Annotated in this window: 12 protein-coding genes and 1 pseudogene; 12 read left to right on the top strand and 1 reads right to left on the bottom strand. The window is 41.8% G+C overall.

Going from position 1 to position 16,710, the window contains the following annotated elements; all coding sequences use genetic code 11:
- Positions 1-158 precede the first annotated feature (158 nt).
- From EWV84_RS09750 to EWV84_RS09725, 6 genes are all read left to right on the top strand, one after another.
- Positions 159-2,210 carry a M3 family metallopeptidase gene (locus EWV84_RS09750; RefSeq protein WP_287077838.1) on the top strand — a complete coding sequence of 684 codons (2,052 nt, stop codon included), beginning with the start codon at positions 159-161 and terminating at the stop codon, positions 2,208-2,210.
- A 151-nt stretch (positions 2,211-2,361) separates the two neighbouring features.
- Positions 2,362-2,586 carry a hypothetical protein gene (locus EWV84_RS09745; RefSeq protein ID WP_158201840.1) on the top strand — a complete coding sequence of 75 codons (225 nt, stop codon included), beginning with the start codon at positions 2,362-2,364 and terminating at the stop codon, positions 2,584-2,586.
- Entirely contained in the window at positions 2,583-2,864 is a 282-nt protein-coding gene (locus EWV84_RS09740) for a type II toxin-antitoxin system RelE/ParE family toxin (protein WP_271955939.1), read from the top strand. Before EWV84_RS09745 ends, EWV84_RS09740 begins: the two co-directional genes overlap by 4 nt.
- Before the next feature lie 410 nt (positions 2,865-3,274).
- On the top strand, positions 3,275-5,581 hold the full coding sequence (locus EWV84_RS09735; protein ID WP_287077837.1) for a sensor histidine kinase: 2,307 nt from the start codon (positions 3,275-3,277) through the stop codon (positions 5,579-5,581).
- Entirely contained in the window at positions 5,520-5,966 is a 447-nt protein-coding gene (locus EWV84_RS09730; protein ID WP_286826074.1) for a response regulator, read from the top strand. Before EWV84_RS09735 ends, EWV84_RS09730 begins: the two co-directional genes overlap by 62 nt.
- Before the next feature lie 199 nt (positions 5,967-6,165).
- Positions 6,166-7,341, top strand: coding sequence for a hybrid sensor histidine kinase/response regulator (locus tag EWV84_RS09725; protein ID WP_286826075.1), 1,176 nt, complete (start codon positions 6,166-6,168; stop codon positions 7,339-7,341).
- Between the two features lie 53 nt (positions 7,342-7,394).
- On the opposite strand, the gene EWV84_RS09720 is transcribed toward EWV84_RS09725, so the two are convergent.
- A complete protein-coding gene (locus EWV84_RS09720) occupies positions 7,395-8,306 on the bottom strand; it encodes an N-acetylmuramoyl-L-alanine amidase-like domain-containing protein (RefSeq protein WP_287077836.1) in 912 nt (303 codons plus the stop codon).
- A gap of 964 nt (positions 8,307-9,270) precedes the next feature.
- Here EWV84_RS09720 and EWV84_RS09715 point away from each other — a divergent pair.
- The 6 genes and pseudogenes from EWV84_RS09715 (at position 9,271) to EWV84_RS09690 (ending at position 16,468) form a co-directional block, all read left to right on the top strand.
- A complete protein-coding gene (locus EWV84_RS09715; RefSeq protein ID WP_287077835.1) occupies positions 9,271-13,257 on the top strand; it encodes a magnesium chelatase subunit H in 3,987 nt (1,328 codons plus the stop codon).
- A 60-nt stretch (positions 13,258-13,317) separates the two neighbouring features.
- Complete coding sequence (locus tag EWV84_RS09710) at positions 13,318-13,857, top strand: hypothetical protein (protein ID WP_012264666.1); 540 nt, start codon at positions 13,318-13,320, stop codon at positions 13,855-13,857.
- Positions 13,858-13,865: 8 nt separating this feature from the next.
- The gene (locus EWV84_RS09705; protein ID WP_193978685.1) at positions 13,866-14,372 is read left to right on the top strand and encodes a hypothetical protein; all 507 of its coding nucleotides are present in this window, start codon (positions 13,866-13,868) and stop codon (positions 14,370-14,372) included.
- 526 nt (positions 14,373-14,898) lie between these two features.
- Positions 14,899-15,300, top strand: coding sequence for a hypothetical protein (locus tag EWV84_RS09700; RefSeq protein ID WP_287077834.1), 402 nt, complete (start codon positions 14,899-14,901; stop codon positions 15,298-15,300).
- A gap of 8 nt (positions 15,301-15,308) precedes the next feature.
- Positions 15,309-15,497: pseudogene (locus EWV84_RS09695) on the top strand (type II toxin-antitoxin system HicB family antitoxin).
- A 104-nt stretch (positions 15,498-15,601) separates the two neighbouring features.
- On the top strand, positions 15,602-16,468 hold the full coding sequence (locus EWV84_RS09690) for a 6-pyruvoyl trahydropterin synthase family protein (RefSeq protein ID WP_286826089.1): 867 nt from the start codon (positions 15,602-15,604) through the stop codon (positions 16,466-16,468).
- Positions 16,469-16,710: the final 242 nt, after the last annotated feature.

The following is a 16,710-nucleotide window of genomic DNA, read 5'->3' as shown; positions in this document are numbered from 1 at the left end:
TGATGTCATTGACCAGGGAATAAAGGGTTTGCCGTTTAATCCTGTAGTGCTTGACCCACTACGAATGACTAAGCTTTCAGACTTTTAAGTAAGTTTGAGTAAGTTTAGTTGAGCGGTAGTAAAAGATACAAATTACTCACCCTTCCAGACCAAAAATTATGACGAATACCAGTAACCCGCTGCTTGTCGGTCAAGGATTACCGGCTTTTGACCAAATCCAACCCGGCCTGATTGTCCCTGGGATGACGCAACTTTTGCAGGAACTGGCCAGAGAATTAACCGATCTAGAAGCGCAGATTATCCCCACCTGGGAAAAATTGGTCGAACCCCTCACCCGGATCGAAGAACGTTTAAGCTGGAGTTGGGGGGTTATCGGTCATCTGATGGGGGTAAAAAATAGCCCAGAATTGCGTCAAGCTTACGAAACCGTACAACCGCAGGTAGTCGAGTTTATTAGCCGTTTAAGCCAAAGTAAACCCATTTATGAGGCATTTTTGTCCCTGCGTCAAGGGGAAAGCTGGGGGCAATTAGACGAGGCACAACAGCGCATCGTCGAAGCTTCCCTGCGGGATGCCCAATTAGCCGGGGTGGGATTAGCAGGGGAGAAAAAAGACAGATTTAACGCGATTCAACTGGAATTAGCGGAAATCACCACGAAATTTTCTAATAACCTCCTCGATGCCACCAAAGCTTTTAAACTGAAACTAACAACCCCAGAAGATATCGCCGGTTTACCCCCTAGTCTCCTTAGTTTAGCGGCCCAAACCGCCCGCGCCCAAGGGGAAACTAACGCCAGCACCGAAACTGGCCCCTGGGTGATTAGCCTCGATTTTCCCAGTTATTTCCCCTTTATGAAGTACAGCGATAATCGGGAATTGCGGGAAAAACTCTATAAAGCCTACGTTAGTCGGGCTGATCTGGGAGAATTGGATAATAATCCCTTAATCGATCGCATTTTGCAACTTCGTCAGGAACAGGCTCATCTTCTAGGTTATAGTACCTACGCCGAGGTCAGTCTTGCCCGGAAAATGGCCAATTCTGTGGATGAAATCGAGAAATTGCTTGACAATTTGCGCCAAGTAAGCTATGAAGCGGCAAAAGAGGATTTAGAGGCCTTAAAAACTTTTGCGGAAACCGACGATCTCAAGCATTGGGATATAGCCTATTGGTCAGAAAAACAGCGTCAGGCCAAGTTTAACTTTAGTGCCGAGGAATTACGCCCCTATTTCCCCCTACCACGGGTTTTAGAAGGCATATTTAGCCTCGCTAAACGGATTTTTGGGGTAGAAATTATCGCCGCTGACGGTCAGTCCCCTATCTGGCATCCCGATGTGCGTTATTTCCAGATTAACGACGAAAAGGGCGAAAAAATCGCCTATTTCTACCTCGATGCCTACAGTCGTCCCGCCGAAAAACGCGGCGGCGCTTGGATGGATGTCTGTATCGGTCGGGCCAAAACCAGTGCCGAGGTGCGTTTACCTGTGGCTTATTTAATCTGCAATCAAACGCCTCCAGTAGATGGAAACCCCAGTTTAATGACCTTTGAGGAGGTAACTACCCTCTTTCACGAATTTGGCCACGGTTTACAGCATATGTTAACCACTGTGGATTATTCCGGCGCGGCGGGTATTAATAACGTTGAGTGGGACGCAGTGGAATTGCCCAGTCAATTTATGGAAAATTGGTGTTATGATCGCCCTACTTTAATGAGTATGGCCAAACACTACGAAACTGGCGAAACTCTCCCCGAACATTACTACCAAAAACTGCTCCTAACTAAGAATTATATGAGTGGTTCGGCCATGTTGCGTCAGTTACATTTGTCTCTAGTAGATTTGGAATTACACCATCGTTATCAACCGAATGGCAGCGAAACTCCTAAACAAGTCAGACAGCGTTTAGCAGCGACGACGACGATAATTCCTCCTCTACCGGAAGATGCTTTCTTATGTTCTTTTGGACATATTTTCGCCGGCGGTTATGCGGCGGGTTACTATAGTTATAAATGGGCAGAAGTCCTCAGCGCCGATGCTTTTGCCGCTTTCGAGGAAGTGGGATTAGATAACGAAGAAGCAGTGAAAGCGATCGGTCGCCGTTTTCGCGATACTGTCTTAGCTATGGGGGGAAGTTCCCATCCCATGAATGTTTTTAAAGCTTTCCGCGGTCGCGAACCCAGTACCGAGCCTCTCCTCCGTCATAGCGGATTATAAAAGTAGCCAAAAACTTTTCTTTGTGGTGCGTTACGGCGATATTTAGCTCTTGATTTTTTCCCTAAAAACAAGGGATTGCCTGACGCACCCTACTTGACTATATTGTGATAACATATCGGAAAAAAAAGTTAACTAACAGGAGTAAACTTTAATGAGTATCGCATTTTTTCAAGATCTGATCGAATCGGTAGAGAGTCTATCCATTGAAGACCAAGATTATTTGTTTGAGCTAATTCGTAAAAGACGCATTGAGAAACGCCGCGATGAGATGGCTAAAAATGGCGAAGAAACCTTAAAATCTTTAGCAATGGGAACAGCAAAAAAAGGCAGTGCTGAAGAGATAATGGCTTATTTGTTAGAGGATGAAGAAGAATGAAATTAGTTGCTGACAAAAGCTTTAAAAGAGCTTTTCAACGCTTAATCAGCAAAAATCCTCAACTACAAAGCAAGGTATCAGAGGTTCTATATTTGTTAGAAGATAATCCCTTCACCCCCTCTTTAAAATCCCATAAGCTTACAGGTAGATTAGAAGGTTATTGGTCATGTTCTGTTAGTTACGATTGCCGTATTATTTTTACTTTTCGTCAAGATACTGATTCAGGAGAAACTTTAATTGTTATAGTTGATATTGGAAAACACGATCAAGTTTACTGATTTATCTCTTTAATTTGTTCTTGCTTATCAATTGTACAATCACAGTGGGATGCCGAAGGCACTGCCTAGCAGATCGCCTACTTTTCTAGCGTGCGTTCCTTGAAATTTTTGGGTCTGAAACCCCTTAACTACCATATATTTTTATGAAGAATTATCTGTACCTTGTAACATTAACTCTTAATTCTTAACAAATTACCATAGATTCTCAACAGAAAAACTGATTATAATAAAGGAAAATGAACAGAAATGCTCGATCGATAGATAACTGATTAATTAAAGTTTTATTACTTTTGATGTCCAGGGATTAAGAGAAGTAAATTTATTCTCGATCGCCCCCTGAAAGCTAGAAGAAATAGTTTTAATAAACAAAGAGTTTTCAACTTGGCAAAAATCCTCTGGGGGTAATACACATGGAAGTTCTAACCGAGACAATTAACCCAACTTCGATCGAACGGGAACCGATCCATCTCTATAACCGAATTCAACCGCACGGGGTGCTTTTAGTTCTCAGCGAACCGGAGCTAAAAGTCAGCCAAACTAGCAGTAATAGCCGCAGTTTATTGGGTATTTCTCCGGGGGAAATTATCGGTAAAACCCTAGAGGAAATCTTCGATCCCTTTCAGATCGATCCTCTAAAATCAGCCATAGAAAATAACGATTTTGATGCTATCAATCCCTCCAAAATTTGGGCGCGGGTTAAAGGGGATGATTTTGCTGTCTTTGATGCTATTTTCCACCGCAACGCCGAACAAATGCTGATTTTAGAGTTAGAACCAGCTATTTCCTATGAAAACATTCCTTTCCTGAGATTCTATCACCTAGCCAAAACTTCGATCGATAAACTTGAAGCCACCCGTAGCCTAAAAGATTTCTGTAATATCATCGTTAAAGAAGTGCGAAAAATGACAGGATTCGATCGAGTTATGTTATACAAATTCGACGAAGAAGATAACGGTGATGTGATAGCAGAAGACAAAATAGAGCAACTAGAACCCTATCTCGGTTTACGTTATCCCGCTTCCGATATCCCTCTCCCGGCACGAAATTTATTAACTGCTAATTGGATTCGACAGATTCCCGATGCCACCTCTGAACCCGTCGATCTAGTGCCTATTCTTCATCCCGAAACTCAACAACCCTTAAATTTAACCCTGTCCAGTCTTAGAAGTGCTTCTCCCTGTCATTTAGAATACCTGCATAACATGGGAGTGGGAGCATCTCTAACCATTTCTCTGATTGAAAATAAACGTCTCTGGGGTATTATTGCCTGTCATCACCGCACCCCCAAATATGTACCCTACGAACTCCGTAAAGCTTGTGAATTTTTGGGACGGGTAATCTTTTCGGAAATATCGGCACGGGAAGAAACCGAGGATTATGACTATCGAGTGAAATTAAACTTTGTGCAATCGCAATTAATCGATTATATGGCTGAAGCTAATAACTTTATTGATGGATTAATTGCCCATAAACCGAATCTGCTCGATCTAACTAAAGCTACAGGAGCCGCTATTTGTTTAGGCGGCAATTATACCTTAATTGGAGTAACACCGAGCGAAGAAGAACTAAATTATCTGATTACTTGGCTAGAAAAAAACGTCCTTGAAGATGTTTACTATACCAATTCCTTACCGCGAATTTATACCGATGCGGGTAAGTTTAAAGACATTGCCAGTGGCCTACTAGCAATTCCCATTTCTAAACGTAATTATCTCCTCTGGTTTCGTCCGGAAGTAATTCAAACCGTGAACTGGGGTGGTGATCCGGGTAAAGCGATCGAAACGACTGCCATAGATGGTGATATTCGTCTCTGTCCGCGTAAATCTTTCTCCCTCTGGAAAGAAACCGTTCGCCTCAAATCTTTACCCTGGAAAGCAGTAGAAATTAACGCGGCACTAGAATTACGAAAAGCGATCGTCAATATCATCTTAAAACAAGCCGATGAATTGGCCCGTTTGGCGCGGGATTTGGAACTATCAAACGCCGAATTAAAAAAATTCGCCTACGTCGCTTCCCACGATTTACAGGAACCCCTCAATCAAGTCGCCAACTATGTGCAGTTGCTAGAAATGCGCTACACCGAAGAACTGGACGAAGATGCTAAAGAATTTATTACTTTTGCCGTCGAAGGTGTCAGTTTGATGCAAACATTAATAGATGATGTGCTGGCTTACTCGAAAGTGGATATGCAGGCGGTAGAGTTTAATACCATCGATGCTAATCTGGCACTGGAAAAAGCTCTCGCTAACCTGAAAGGGAGAATTCAGGAAAGTCAGGCTATGATCACCGTTGATCCTTTGCCAATTATCATGGCAGATAAAACCCAGTTAATGCAATTGTTCCAAAATCTCATCGGTAATGCGATTAAATTCCGAGGAAAAGCAACTCCCACTATTCATATTGCTGCCCAACGTCAAGAAGAGGAATGGCTGTTCTCTGTCACCGATAATGGAATTGGTATCGATCCCCGATTTTCCGAACGCATTTTCGTGATTTTCCAACGACTGCACACCCGCGACGAGTACCCCGGCACAGGTATGGGTTTAGCGATTTGTAAGAAAATTATCGAGTGTCATCGCGGACGAATTTGGGTAGAATCCCAATTAGGCAAAGGAGCGGTTTTCTGTTTTACAATTCCCCTAGGAGGTGACGAGCGTGAGCGCTGGCGAGGACGTGCCACACAAAATTATCTTATTAGTGGAGGACAGCAAAGCTGATATTCGCCTCATTCAAGAGGCATTAAAAACTAGCACCGTCCCGCACGAATTAGTTATCGTTAGGGATGGTGTCAGCGCTATGGATTATCTGCGTCGAGAAGGGGAGTATCTCGATTCTCCCCGTCCTAATCTTATTCTTCTCGATCTGAATTTACCAAGAAAAGACGGACGGGAGGTATTAGCGGAAATAAAAAACGATCCCAGTTTAAAAAGAATTCCTGTGGTGGTTTTAACCACTTCTCGCAACGAGGAGGATATTTTTTATAGCTATGAACTGCACGTTAATTGTTATATAACCAAGTCACGCAATCTCAAAGATTTGTTCAAAATTGTCAAAAATATCGAGGCTTTTTGGTTAGAAACCGCTACTTTACCCGGGGAGTGAATCATTATCAGTTATCAGTTATCAGGAGGCAGGGGACAGGGTGGTCACTGCGTGCGCGTTGCGGCGGGTTTTGGGGTGTTAGGGTTTTAGGGTTTTAGTTGAAATTCCCCCACCTCCCCACCTCCCCACTTCCCCACTTCCCAATCCCTAACCTCCCAAATCCCTAACTTCCCAAATCTCTTTAACTCTTGATTAAAAAATGGGACTCTCGCAGGATATAAAAGTTCTTTTAATCGAGGATAATTTAGCCGAAGCTCGATTATTAAAGGAAATTCTTAAGGGTAATGAAAAAAAAGAATTTCATCTGGTTAATGTCTCAAGATTATCCGAGGCGATTTCTCTGTTACAACAAACAAATTTTGATGTAATTTTATTAGATTTAACTTTACCAGATAGTCAGGGTTTGGAATCCTTAGCTCCCCTTTTAATTACGGCTCCGAAATTGCCGATCGTGGTTTTAACTAATACTAATGATGATAATTTAGCTTTGGCAGCACTGCGTCAGGGAGCGCAGGATTATTTAATTAAAAGAGAAGTAAGTTTAGAAATTTTAACTCGATCGCTATGTTATGCGATCGAGCGAAAACAGATGGAGGAAGCTTTACGAGAATCGAACGAAGCTTTAAAAATGAGCGTGATTGAACGTACTAATCAACTGGAAAAAGCGCAGGAATTAAATCAGTTAAGAACCGAATTTGTTTCCATGTTATCCCACGATTTTCGCAATCCTTTAAATAAAATTTTACTCTCGGCTGGATTATTAGAAGAAAGTCGCGATCGGTTGACAAAAGATCAGCAAGTTAGCTATTTTCGCATGATTCGATCGGCCATTAAAGACATGGATCAATTGCTCACGGAAGTGTTATTAATTGGCCGGGCCGATTCCGGGAGATTATACTGTCAATTTGATCTGGTGGATTTACTGGATTATTGTCAGAAATTAGTAGAATCTTTTACTGTTAAGCCGGAGCCGCAATTAGCAATTATTTTCCAAGTTGAAGGCAGCTTAGAAAGAGGACTTTGGGATATAAATTTAATTAAACATATCTTGACAAATTTACTGGGAAATGCTCTCAAATATTCACCCCAAGGCAACCCCGTAGAATTTAAGATTATTGTTGAATCCGAGCAGGTAGTCTTTAAAATTGTCGATCGAGGGATTGGTATTCCCAGCAAAGATAAAGAAAATTTATTTAAACCTTTTTATCGCGGTAGCAATGTCGATAATATTCAAGGAACGGGATTAGGATTAGCCATTGTCGGACGCTGTGTGGAAGCGCACAAAGGACAAATTTACCTAGAAAGTGAGGAAGGAAAAGGCACAAAGATCACGGTGATTTTACCGATTATTACCGACATTGAACACCTAAATTGAGATGAACAATAGGGTGGGATCACAATTTTTTTTCTGCTGCCCTCGCTGCCTATCTACCTATTTCTTGGATCAAAGGAACGAACGACAAAAATACCGATGGCTTTGTCCACTTTAGTGATATATTTTTCTAGGTCTTTAGCAATGGTAACTTGACCGGCAGGAGAGGCATGAATTAAGCCAATTTTGCCGTCAGGAAAGCGATAAACTAGACCGGTATGGGTGGTATCTAAACCAGCGATATTAGTCACGACACCGATAATATCGCCAGCTTGCAGTTGTGGATAAATATCTTTAATCTTAGCGGTGGGAATATAGGTTAAGGATAAGCTTTCTAATTGCTTTTCTACCTGTTGAATACAATCGTAATTACTTGGAGTTTTTAACTGGGGATATAGAGGGCGATTTTTGCTGATAAAGTTGAGCTTTTTGTCAAGAGTAATTCCACCTAATTTTTGAGTAATATTTTCTAGATTACCTCGTTTTTGGTTGTCATTAATCCAATCGGAAAAGTAATGCAGACGACTACAATAACCGTCGAGAATACCGTGGCGATAACGTTGATTTAAGACCTGCTGACTAAAAGCAGAATACTGATAATTTTTTAAAGCAAAATTGTGACTCAAAGCGAGAACTGTTTCCACAAAGAGGACACAATCAAACTCTTTTAAAGAGATAAATAATTTTTCTGTTGCCGAGCGATCGAGTAATCCTGCTTGATATTTTGCTCCTAAAAATTGAGTGGCGATATTCTGGATTATATCAGCCATGGCTAGGCGATCGAGTTGTTGATTTTGAGCGTACTGTACCAGTTTTTGATAATTAGGATCGCTTACTTCTTGAGCAAGAATAGTTTCCGATCGAGCTATGCTCAAGGGAATTAACACAGGATTAATGAATAAATAGGGTAAAGTTATCCAATTTAAAAACATTGTCGATCGATTACTGAAAATAATAGAGTTTATCATCGACTTAATAGTCACGGATTCTAGTTTGGCTACAAGAAAACCAAGACTGGAATCCTGAAAGCATTCCCTTACCCTAGTAAAAGTTTCACTAAAACTAATCATCGGAATCTTAAATAGGGTCTGCTGAAAAAGTTTTTCGGTGGGGGTAGGGTGTGGGGTGTGGGGTGTGGGGTGTGGGGTGTGGGGTGTAGGGTTTTACCGATTTTCAGGTGGTCAACTACCTAATTTTCAGGGAAAAAGTACCTGAATTTTCCCCCTGATCACTCCCATCTCTGGTACTTTTTGATTGACAAAAAGTCTAAAAGTCTTACCCAACAAGGTTTTTAGCTTTATTCAGCAAACCCTATCTAAATTACTCCTTAAGACTGCACCGGAGTGCCAGAGTTGCCAGTTCGAGCATTTGTACTAAAATTTCCCCTACTCAGTTTAAATCCAGTGCAGCTTACCTGCTACTGACTTGAAAGTGGGTGTAGGGTGTAGGGTGTGGGGTGTAGGGAAGGAAACCTCTTTCATCTGTGGGGGTGAAAATTTTTTCATCGGGACTGACTCCTAACCCTAACAACAATTTTTGATTTTTACCAGAGGTCTAGCATAAGAACAAAAAGCTGATCTTGATTGAGTTATAGCACTTGCAGATGTCTCATCATCATGTGTTAACAGCGAAATCTCGTCTGAGTTGCTATTTATTACCACTTTTAATTAAAAAAGTCAATAGATTAAATATTAATTTTTGTAAATAAAAGCCTGAGCAGTTACTCAGAAAGCTCTTTACCATCTGTTACAAAATCTGGCAAGATATTTATCGAATTGTGTCAAAACCCAGAGTAAATGCTCATTGGGGTGACATTTTCTGATACAAGACAGAAACATATATATCTAAATACCTTAAACAAAGGGCGATCGTCATCTGATGACGAAAATCCCTTCATACCAGACTCAGCAATCCTAAGGAGAACCATCATATATGTTCACTCACGTCAAGTCCACCATTCGTCACATAGTTCCCGACGCGTTGAATGGTCGATCGCTGGTCAAGGTGGTCTATGTCGTGCTAGAACCTCAGTACCAAAGTGCGCTGAGTAGTGCCGTCAGGGAAATCAACGCTAACAACCCGAAACTAGCGATCGAAATTAGTGGTTATTTAATCGAAGAACTGCGCGATGGGGAAAATTATCGCAATTTTCAAGAGGATATAGCCAAAGCTAATATTTTCATTGCCTCTCTCATCTTTATCGAAGATTTAGCCGATAAAGTTGTGGCCGCTGTCAGTCCCCATCGGGATAAATTAGACGCAGCGATAATCTTTCCCTCCATGCCCCAGGTAATGCGCTTAAATAAATTAGGCAGCTTTTCCATGGCCCAATTGGGACAGTCTAAGAGTGTCATCGCTAACTTTATGAAAAAGCGCAAGGAAAACTCCGGCGCTGGTTTCCAAGATGCGATGTTAAAGTTATTGCGAACCTTACCGCAAGTCCTGAAATACCTCCCCATGGAAAAAGCTCAGGATGCGCGCAACTTTATGTTAAGTTTCCAGTATTGGCTAGGAGGTTCCGCAGAAAATTTAGAGAACTTCCTGTTAATGTTGGCCGATAAGTACGTCTTCGATAACAAGGATGACAGCGTAGTTTACAAAGAACCGGTAGTTTATCCAGATCTGGGGATCTGGCATCCTTTATCCATGAAAATGTTCGAGGATGTCAAGGAATACTTCGCTTGGTACAATAACCGCAGTGATATTGCCGATGACCTAAAAGACCCCTTGGCTCCCTGTGTTGGCTTAATTTTACAGAGAACTCACCTCGTTACTGGTGATGACGCTCATTATGTCGCTCTCGTGCAGGAATTCGAGTCTATGGGTGCGCGAGTCCTTCCCGTTTTTGCTGGGGGATTAGACTTTTCTAAACCCGTAGAAGAATATTTCTGGGATAAAAGCTTAAAAGGAGTAGAAGCGGTTCCCATCGTCGATACAGTAATTTCCCTGACGGGATTTGCTTTAGTGGGAGGTCCAGCGCGACAAGATCACCCGAAAGCGATAGAATCCTTAAAACGTCTCAATCGTCCCTATATGTGCGCGTTACCGCTAGTTTTCCAAACCACCCAGGAATGGGAAGAAAGCGATTTAGGGTTACACCCGATTCAAGTAGCGCTACAGATTGCCATTCCCGAATTAGACGGTGCGATCGAACCTATTATATTATCAGGCCGGGATGGGGCCACGGGTAAAGCGATCGCCTTACAGGATCGGGTGGAAGCGATCGCTCAACGGGCGCTAAAATGGGCTACTCTAAGGAAGAAACCGAAACTAAACAAAAAAGTCGCCATCACCGTCTTTAGTTTCCCCCCCGATAAAGGGAATGTGGGAACCGCAGCCTATCTAGATGTGTTCGGTTCCATCTACGAAGTGATGCAAGCGTTACAAAATAACGGTTATGACTTGCAAGACTTACCCGCATCTCCCCGAGAACTGATGGAAGCGGTAATCCATGATGCTCAAGCACAATACCATAGTCCGGAGCTAAATATCGCCTATCGGATGTCCGTACCCGAATACGAACGCTTAACCCCCTATTCCGTCCGTTTAGAGGAAAATTGGGGACCACCACCGGGACATCTCAACAGTGATGGACAAAATCTTTTAATCTACGGGAAAGAATTCGGTAACGTCTTTATTGGGGTTCAACCCACCTTCGGTTATGAAGGGGATCCCATGCGTCTGCTATTCTCTCGTTCTGCTAGTCCCCACCACGGTTTTGCAGCCTACTATACCTATCTCAATCAAGTCTGGAAAGCAGACGCAGTTCTCCATTTTGGCACCCACGGATCCTTAGAATTTATGCCGGGGAAACAGATGGGAATGTCTGGAGAATGCTACCCCGATAACCTCATCGGGATGATTCCCAACCTCTACTATTATGCCGCTAATAACCCCAGCGAAGCGACGATCGCTAAACGTCGCAGTTATGCGGAAACTATCTCCTATCTCACTCCCCCCGCAGAAAATGCCGGACTTTACAAAGGGTTAAAAGAACTAAGCGAGTTGATCGGTTCCTACCAAACCCTGAAGGATAGTGGGCGTGGGGTGCAAATTGTCAATACCATTGTCGATAAATGTTTATTGGTAAATCTCGACAAGGATATAAGTTTACCTGATGGTGACACCGCCCATCTCAGTCAAGAGGAACGGGATAATATCGTCGGTTCCGTCTATCGCAAACTGATGGAAATTGAATCGCGCTTACTTCCCTGCGGACTTCACGTTATCGGGAAACCTCCCTCGGCGCTCGAAGCGATCGCAACTTTAGTCAATATTGCCAGTTTAGACCGGGAAGAAGACGGTTTACTCTCCTTACCCCGAATTTTGCTCAACAGCATTGGCCGGGATATAGAGGAAGTTTATCGCAATAGCGATCGAGGGGTGTTAGAAGATGTGGAATTACTGCAAAACATCACCCTCGCGACTCGCGCTGCCGTTTCCGCTTTAGTCAAATCCCAAACCGACGCAGAAGGTCGGGTATCGATGCTTTCTAAGCTGAATTTCTTGAATATAGGCAAGAAATCGCCTTGGATCGAAACTTTACAGGAAATGGGTTATCCAAAAGTTGATCCGGTCGCGTTAAAACCCCTGTTTGAATACCTAGAATTCTGTTTAGAACAGGTCTGTGCTGATAATGAATTAGGGGCCCTATTAAAAGCATTAGAAGGGGAATACGTTCTTCCCGGTCCCGGTGGCGACCCCATCCGTAACCCCGGAGTTTTACCGACGGGTAAAAATATCCACGCTTTAGATCCCCAGTCTATCCCGACCCTAGCGGCGGTAAAATCGGCTAAAATCGTGGTAGATCGTCTGTTAGAACGGCAAAAACTGGATAATGGCGGTAAATATCCCGAAACCATCGCTTGTGTTCTCTGGGGAACCGATAACATCAAAACCTATGGGGAATCCCTAGCACAAATTCTCTGGATGGTGGGAGTTCGTCCTGTTCCCGATGCTTTAGGACGGGTGAATAAACTGGAATTAATTCCCCTAGAGGAGTTGGGAAGACCGCGCATTGATGTGGTGGTCAACTGTTCCGGTGTCTTCCGGGATTTATTTATCAATCAGATGAACTTGCTTGACCAAGGTGTAAAAATGGCTGCGGAAGCAAACGAACCGATAGAGATGAATTATGTCCGCAAACACGCAATTGAACAAGCAAAAGAAATGGGTTTAACGGTTCGACAGGCAGCCACCCGCATCTTTTCTAATGCTTCCGGTTCCTATTCTTCTAACATCAATCTTGCGGTGGAAAATAGCAGTTGGGAAGACGAAAAAGAGTTACAGAATATGTATCTCAACCGCAAGGGTTTTGCTTTCGATTCCGATAATCCCGGGATGATGGCCGATAATCGTCAGTTGTTTGAAGCATCCTTAAAAACTGCCGAGGCAACTTTCCAAAACTTGGATTCTAGCGAAATTAGTTTAACCGATGTTTCCCACTATTTCGACTCGGATCCCACCAAAGTTGTCGCTAGTTTACGGGATGATGGCAAAAAACCGGCAGCCTATATTGCCGATACTACCACCGCTAACGCTCAAGTGCGTACTTTATCGGAAACCGTCCGTTTAGATACCCGCACCAAGTTACTCAATCCCAAATGGTACGAGGGAATGTTAAATCACGGTTACGAAGGAGTCCGGGAATTATCGAAGCGTTTAGTTAATACCATGGGATGGTCTGCAACTGCTGACGCGGTGGATAATTGGGTTTATGAAGATGTCAACACCACCTTTATTCAAGATGAGGAAATGTGTCAGCGTCTGATGAATCTCAATCCTAATTCTTTCCGCAAGATGGTGGGAACCCTGCTAGAAGTTAATGGTCGCGGTTACTGGGAAACTTCCCAGTCGAATTTAGACCGCTTACAGGAACTTTATCAAGAAGTGGAAGACCGTATCGAAGGAATCGAGTAGAATAGATAGATAAGACTTGAGAGACTGGCTAATTACCGGTCTCTTGAGTTGTCAAAAAAGATGAAAAATAACTTTTGGGGGTTAATTTGGTCTAGTTTTAGAGAAGTCAACAACTCGATTTTGACGATTCTATCCTATGCCATTTCGATTTTACTGGCTGTAGTGGCTAGTAAGGCATCAGTTCCTTTGTATCTTCTAATCATCATCGTGACTTTATCTTTACTGATAATCGCTACCTTGGTTAGAGCTTTGGAAAAAGCTTTAGAAGAATACGCTAAAATGAAACAGAGTATGATTCCTAAGATATTGCGAGTTCAAAAGGACGCAAACAATAATATTGAATGCTTACTGGAAGCATCAGATTTATTCGCCGCTCAATCTATGATATCTTTGTATTATACAGATGAAGATGATTTCGAGAGGTTGATAGGAGTAGGATTCGTCCAGTCTATCAATAATAAGAAACGAATTCAAGTGGTGATCGATGAACCAAAAATAACCTATCAATATATTTTAGATAAACTGGCCAACAATGATTTAAAAGTTATGCAACAAACTAGAGTTAGTCCGAGCGTTATTAAGAAATACAATCAACCATAGAGGTAGAAATGGAAAACGTCACAGAAACTCCCCTTTTATCCCCCAAAGGAACTTTTCCTGCCACTGTCGTTAAGGTTATTGACGACTATAAATTAGTAATGAATAGAGGTGAACAAAACGGAATTCGAGAAGGTCAAAGAATGATGGTTTATCGTATCGATGACGAAGAAATATTAGATCCGCATACTGGCGAATCTTTAGGGTTTCTCGAATTAGTAAGAGGTACGGGAAGAATTATTTTTGTTCAAGATAAAATATCTATTATAGAATCAGACAAAAAGCCAGACATAGATTTAAATAAACTTTCTTATTTGATCGTAGAATATTTGCAGAAACCTAGAGAATTGTCTGAATTATCTTATATCCCTCCCTTGACTCCTTCTGGAATTGAATACTTAGCAAAGAAAGAGTTACAATCAAATAGAGAAAGAGAGTTAAAATCAATGATTGATAAATTAGGAGAAAGACTACCGTTTGAAAATCCTCAAGTTGGCGATCTAGTCAAGCCTATTTAATCGTTATAATCAAAAATTAGTCCAGTTGTGCATTTTATTCAGCAAAAAAAGGATTAAGAGGGTTTCTGTCGGGTTGTCGGGTTTCGTAGCCTCAACCCGACCTACTAATTTACTACTTTTTTGCCCACACGAACACGACAACGATAATCTAGATTGGTACGATAAGTCCCCCCTATATCTAGAACTGAGACCAGACCATCCATAAAGTAGCGTCTAGGAATAGAGTAATTTTGGGAAGAAATGTCACGATAGTATTTTTTTACCATAACACCCTCGTTTAAGTTATGTTCATTCCTTCATTCTAGCATTTTATCATAGCAATTTTTTGAATTTATAAGAAATTATCACACTCAACCCCTTTTTTGCAGTTATAATACATAGCCCCTACATTCGTACTATTAATGATCAAGGCAATTGACCGACCTTATCATTAAATCCTGACAAATATAAGTTTAAATTATAGCTATTGCGCCCTAAGAGCGATAATATTTAATATTAACCAGATTTATACCAAAGATAAATCATTATGGAAAATGTAGCCGAAAAACCCATTTTATCTCCTAAAGGAACCTTCCCTGCCACAGTTGCTAAGGTTATTGACGACTATAAATTAGTAATGAATAGAGGTGAACAGAACGGAATTCGAGAAGGTCAAAGAATGATGGTTTATCGTATCGATGACGAAGAAATATTAGATCCGCATACTGGGGAATCTTTAGGGTTTCTCGAATTAGTAAGAGGTACGGGAAGAGTAATTTTCGTTCAAGATAAAATATCTATAATTGAAACCGATCGGAAAAAAACTTATAGAAAAAGAATAGAAAATACTCCTTTTGCATTGAGCAGTTATAAATCTGAAGTGGTAGAATCCGATGAATTAAAACCTTTTGATAATGCTCAAGTTGGCGATTTGGTCAAACCTATTTAGACCTATCGATGGAACAACAAATATTAGAATACTTTTTATCTCTTAAATATCCGATTTCAATTTATACTGAAGAAGAAGACGGATAAACGGCACTAATTCCAGATTTACCCGGATGTATTACTCAGGGGGAAACTTTAGAGGAAGTAGATAAATTTTCTCACTATCGGCTCACAGCGATCGCATCCTGCCGGAATTGAGGGATAACTTTCTCCGGTTCGCAAGCCGGAGGAGACAAAACTGGTTTATGCTAGAAAGAGTTGCTCTTAACGTAACTTTACAAAGTCATCGATCGCCCACATTTATGGATTGCATCATCAATCGTCGAGCGCGGTTTTCAGCCAGCCATCGCTATTATCTACCAGAATGGGACGAAGCCGAAAATCAAAGACTTTTTGGTCTTGGTAGCCGTTTTCCCGGTCATGGTCACAATTACGAATTATACGTCTCCCTATACAAAGAACTCAATCTTTATGGCATGGTGGAAAATCTCTCCACCGTGAAACAGGTAATTAAACGAGAGATAACCAGTCAATTAGACTACTCCTATCTCAATCAAGTCTGGCCGGAATTTCAGCAAACCCTACCCACCACAGAAAATATCGCTAGAGTTATCTGGCAAAGATTAGCACCCTATTTACCATTGGTCAAAATTCAACTATTTGAACACCCCGAATTGTGGGCAGAATATCAAGGAAAAGATATGGAAGCAACTTTAACTATCAAAACCCATTTTAGTGCCGCTCATCGTTTGGCTTTACCGCAATTAACCCTCGAACAAAACTCGGAAATCTACGGCAAATGCGCCAGGGTAAACGGTCATGGCCATAATTATCACCTAGAAGTATCCGTGGCGGGGGAAATCGATCCCCGCACCGGTATGATTGTAGATCTAGGGGATTTACAAAAAGCGATCGATGAATTGGTAGTAGAACCCTTCGATCATACTTTTTTAAATAAGGATATTCCCTACTTTGCCGAAGTGGTTCCCACCGCGGAAAATATTGCCTTACATATCGCTCAACTATTAGGGGAACGGATCCGCCAATTAGGAGCCGAATTAGATAAAGTTAAACTAATTGAAAGTCCCAATAATTCTGCGGAAATCCACTGTCGTGGTTCGGTTCAAGCTCCCCGACAACTTCTAGAAAAAACCCTGACAGCCGTTTAATTACCTATTAGTTAAGCTGATTAGGGTGAGCGTGACTCACCCTGATAGATTTAATTAAACCCTAGTTAGGGTTTGCTGAATAAATCTAAAAACCTTATCCAACAAGGTTTTTAGACTTTTTTGCCCTCAAAAAGTGCCGACCCTTGGAGTGATTGGGGGGAAAATTCAGGGACTTTTTCCCTGAAAATTAGGTAATTGACCACCTGAAAATGGGTAAAACCCCACACCCCACACCCCACACC

It is taken from the genome of Microcystis sp. M_QC_C_20170808_M3Col, from assembly GCF_007095505.1.
Lineage (GTDB): Bacteria > Cyanobacteriota > Cyanobacteriia > Cyanobacteriales > Microcystaceae > Microcystis.
The sequence above is the reverse complement of the archived record's forward strand: the minus strand, read 5'-3'. Positions and strand labels throughout refer to the sequence as shown.

Coding starts and splice junctions, on each gene's coding strand:
- EWV84_RS09750 (WP_287077838.1), top strand. CDS start 159: ATGACGAATACCAGTAACCCGCTGCTTGTCGGTCAAGGATTACCGGCT.
- EWV84_RS09745 (WP_158201840.1), top strand. CDS start 2,362: ATGAGTATCGCATTTTTTCAAGATCTGATCGAATCGGTAGAGAGTCTA.
- EWV84_RS09740 (WP_271955939.1), top strand. CDS start 2,583: ATGAAATTAGTTGCTGACAAAAGCTTTAAAAGAGCTTTTCAACGCTTA.
- EWV84_RS09735 (WP_287077837.1), top strand. CDS start 3,275: ATGGAAGTTCTAACCGAGACAATTAACCCAACTTCGATCGAACGGGAA.
- EWV84_RS09725 (WP_286826075.1), top strand. CDS start 6,166: ATGGGACTCTCGCAGGATATAAAAGTTCTTTTAATCGAGGATAATTTA.
- EWV84_RS09720 (WP_287077836.1), bottom strand. CDS start 8,306: ATGATAAACTCTATTATTTTCAGTAATCGATCGACAATGTTTTTAAAT.
- EWV84_RS09715 (WP_287077835.1), top strand. CDS start 9,271: ATGTTCACTCACGTCAAGTCCACCATTCGTCACATAGTTCCCGACGCG.
- EWV84_RS09710 (WP_012264666.1), top strand. CDS start 13,318: ATGAAAAATAACTTTTGGGGGTTAATTTGGTCTAGTTTTAGAGAAGTC.
- EWV84_RS09705 (WP_193978685.1), top strand. CDS start 13,866: ATGGAAAACGTCACAGAAACTCCCCTTTTATCCCCCAAAGGAACTTTT.
- EWV84_RS09700 (WP_287077834.1), top strand. CDS start 14,899: ATGGAAAATGTAGCCGAAAAACCCATTTTATCTCCTAAAGGAACCTTC.
- EWV84_RS09690 (WP_286826089.1), top strand. CDS start 15,602: ATGGATTGCATCATCAATCGTCGAGCGCGGTTTTCAGCCAGCCATCGC.